The organism is Streptomyces sp. SPB074, from assembly GCF_000154905.1.
In the GTDB taxonomy this organism is placed as follows: Bacteria; Actinomycetota; Actinomycetes; order Streptomycetales; family Streptomycetaceae; genus Streptomyces.
The window spans coordinates 546,147-549,539 of record NZ_GG770539.1; the positions used below are offsets into that span (position 1 = coordinate 546,147).

A 3,393-nucleotide genomic window follows, 5' to 3' on the forward strand; every position below is an offset into this window, starting at 1 on the left:
CCCCCTTTCCGGCGCCTACAGGCCCTCGTACACCGACAGGAGCCGGTCCACGACCGCGTCCATCGCGAAGGTCTCGCCCGCGAGGGCGTGCGCGGCGCGGGACGCCTCGGCGTGGCGGGCCGGGTCGAGGAGTTCGGCGACGGCGGGGGCGAGCCCGTCGGCCGAGGCGACGACGCGGCCCGCTCCGGCGCGGGCGATGTCCTTGGCGAGGCCGTTCGAGGTCGTGACGACGGCCGGGGTGCCGACCGAGAGCGCTTCGAGGACGGACATCGGGAAGGGCTCGTCCACGGCCGGGAGGACGTAGACGGTCGCCGCGCGCAGCGTACGGAGCATGTCCTCGCCGCTCAGCGACCCGGGCAGGGCGACCTTGTCGCGCAGCCCGAGCGTGTCCACGAGCGCGCGCACGGGGGCCAGTTCGCCCTCGTCGGGGCCGGCGACGGTGAAGCGGGCGTCCGGGTGCGCGGCGAGGATCTCCGGGATCGCGGCGACGAAGTCGGTGGGCCGTTTGCGCGCCTGAAGGCGGGCCGCGTACAGGAGGTGCGGGGGGCCGCCGTCCCAGGGGGCGCGCGGCCGCTGCGCGGGGACGCCGTTGACGAGCCGTACCGCCCGGGCCAGCGGCGGGGCGCCCACGACGGCGTCGAGCCCGGCGCGTTCGTGCTCCGTCAGGTAGAGGACGGCGCCCGCGCCGCGCAGGAGGCGGCGCACGGCGAGGGCGTCGAGCACCTTCGCGAGGGCCTTGCCGCTCGGGTCGACCATGCCGTGGGTCTGGAGCACGAGGGGGCGCCCGGCGCGCAGCGCGGCGAGCGCGACCGGGAGGGTCACGAGGTCGCGCGCGAGGTGCACGTGGACGACGTCGGCCTCGCGCACGAGGCGGCGGGCGGAGCCGAGCAGGGCGGGCGAGGTGATGCCGCTGAAGCCGAGCGGGGCGAGCCTGCGGGCCTGGAAGAGGCGGGCGGGCACCCCCTCGACGTCGGTGGGCAGGCCGCCGTCGAAGCCGTCGCCGAGCGCGAGGAGACCGGCCTCGTGACCGCGCTCCGCAAGGCCCTTGGCGAGGTTGAGCGCGACGCGGACGGGCCCGCCGAAGGCGTGCGTGGGACTGTGCAGCGTGACGGCGTGCAGGACTCTCATACGGGCTCCGGTACGGGCCTGCGGCTGCCGTCGACGGCGTGCAGGGTCAGGGCGGGCAGGTCGCGCGTGAGGACGGTGCCGGCCGCGACGACGGACTGGGCGCCGACCGTGACGCCCGCGAGGACCGTGGCGCGGGTGGCGATCCACGCGCCGTCCTCGACGGTGACGGGGGCGTTGCGGTAGCGGAAGTCGGCCTTGCGGTGGTCGTGGCTGCCCGTGCAGAGCATGGCCTCCTGCGAGACGCAGACGTGGGCGCCGATCCGGATGGGCTCCAGGTTGAGCAGGAAGGCGCCCTCGCCTATCCAGGTGTGGTCGCCTATCTCCAGCTTCCACGGCCACAGGACGCGTACGCGGTGCCGGATGAGCACCCCGGCGCCGATCTTCGCGCCGAAGGCGCGCAGGAGCGCGGTGCGGACCCGGGCCGGGGTGAACCACGCCATGAAGACGGTGTTCATGACGGCGAACCACAGGGCCTGGACGAGTTTCCCGCGCCCCTTGTCGTAACCGGCCAGCGTGAAGGCCGGGAGATTGCGCATGTGTGTAACCCCCACCGGCGCCTCCCCTGGCGCCCTCAGCGCTCAGCCTAATGGTTGACTCAAGGTGACCGGGTGGCGTCGGTAGACTGCCGCGGGGGATCTCTTCCGGTGGTCGTACCGGAGGGGTGGCCGGGCCGGTGACCACCGGCCGCGGTCGGGGCACGAGTCGGGGCGGGGGTCGCTGGATGGCGACAGGCACGGAGCAGGCCGGGGCGCGCGTGGAGGAGAGGCCCCTGCCGGGCCCGGTGGACGCGGAGTGGGGAAAACCGACCTCGCCGCGCACCCTGCTCTCGCGGGCGCTCTCGGTGCCCCTGGTGCTCGGGCTCGCCGTGTTCTTCCCGCTGTGGGTGTGCGCGCAGCGCGGCGCCGGTATCAAGGACGCGGTGTTCTGGCTGCAACTCGCGCTCACCGTGTACTCGGGCGCGCGGCTCGCCGCGATGATCCTCACGAACAAGCGCAAGCTGCTCCAGGGCTCCTTCTGGCTCTTCGTCTACATGGCGATGGGTGTGGCCCCGCTCGCGCAGGCCGTCCTCGGGCAGACGCCGACCGTCGTGGTGGGCGCGCGCGGTGACCTCGTCGAGGCGACGGCGCTGATCCTCGCGGGCTGTATCGCCTTCGACCTCGGCGCGCTCCTGGGCCGTACCCGGCCCGAGCGGCCGGGGCGCGACGAGAGCGCGCTGTGGCTCGTGCACCGCAGGCGCCTGTACGCGCTCGTGGGCCTCTCCTTCGTGGCGAGCGCGCTGTTCGTCCAGAAGCTGGGCGGCCCCGCCGTCTTCTTCAGCAGCCGTCAGGAGATCATCGCGGGCATCGAGGACGCGGGGCTCTCTCAGAACGGCTCGCAGGCGGGGCAGGCGGTCCTGCGCGGCCTGGGCACCGTGCCCGCGCTGCTCTCGCTGCTCATCTACACGCGGTGGGTCGTGACGTCGAGGCGGGCGCGGCGCTCCCCGGTGATCCTCGCGACCTGGCTCGCGCTCGCGCTCCTGAACTGCGTCGTGAACAACCCGATCTCGAACCCGCGCTACTGGTTCCTGACGGTCATGTTCTCGCTGCTCTTCACCGTCTTCCCGCGCAGCGCGGCGATGTACCGCTCGGCGCTGAGCCTCGGCGTCGTCGTGGCCCTCGTCGTCTTCCCCTTCGCGGACCGCTTCCGGTACGACGAGAAGAACTACAAACCGATGCAGACGACGTCGATCCTGGAGCCGCTCGCGCTCAAGGACTACGACCAGACGGCGATGTTCTCCAACACCATCACCTACGTGCACTCCGGCGAGGGCCACACCTTCGGCCTCCAGTTGCTCGGGGACGTCTTCTTCGCGGTGCCCCGCTCGGTGTGGGACAGCAAGCCGAAGGACACGGGCGTCATCGTCGGGGAGTGGATGGACAACAAGAACACCAACCTGTCCTCGCCCGTGTGGGCCGAGCTGTGGATCGACTTCGGCCCGCTCGGCGTCTTCGGCGGCCTCCTGGGCGTCGGTTTCCTCGCGGCGCGCGTCGACGGCCGCTACGCGCGCAGGGCCGTGCGCCGCACCCCCTCGGGGGCGCTCGTCTCTGTGCTCGTACCGCTCGTGGCCGGGTACTCCTTCATCCTGCTGCGCGGCCCGCTGCTCCAGGCGACGGGCCGGGTGGCGATCGCCGCGCTGTGCGTGGCGCTCGTCTCGACGCGGAGCGGGGACGGGCGGGCCCGGATGAAGTGAGCGGCGCGGGGCGCGCGGCGGCTCAGGCGGTCGCC

3 protein-coding genes are annotated in these 3,393 nt (G+C 73.4%); 1 reads left to right on the top strand and 2 read right to left on the bottom strand.

The window, feature by feature from the left end; all coding sequences use genetic code 11:
* Positions 1 to 15: 15 nt before the first annotated feature.
* Both SSBG_RS02200 and SSBG_RS02205 read right to left on the bottom strand, forming a co-directional pair.
* Complete coding sequence (locus SSBG_RS02200) at positions 16 to 1,128, bottom strand: glycosyltransferase (RefSeq protein ID WP_008744607.1); 1,113 nt, start codon at positions 1,126 to 1,128, stop codon at positions 16 to 18.
* Complete coding sequence (locus tag SSBG_RS02205) at positions 1,125 to 1,664, bottom strand: WcaF family extracellular polysaccharide biosynthesis acetyltransferase (protein WP_037868732.1); 540 nt, start codon at positions 1,662 to 1,664, stop codon at positions 1,125 to 1,127. The genes SSBG_RS02200 and SSBG_RS02205 overlap by 4 nt, the downstream gene beginning before the upstream one ends.
* Positions 1,665 to 1,849: 185 nt before the next feature.
* Between SSBG_RS02205 and SSBG_RS02210 the strand changes: the two genes are divergently transcribed.
* Positions 1,850 to 3,358, top strand: a complete 1,509-nt coding sequence (locus SSBG_RS02210) for a hypothetical protein (protein WP_037868733.1) — start codon at positions 1,850 to 1,852, stop codon at positions 3,356 to 3,358.
* Positions 3,359 to 3,393: the final 35 nt, after the last annotated feature.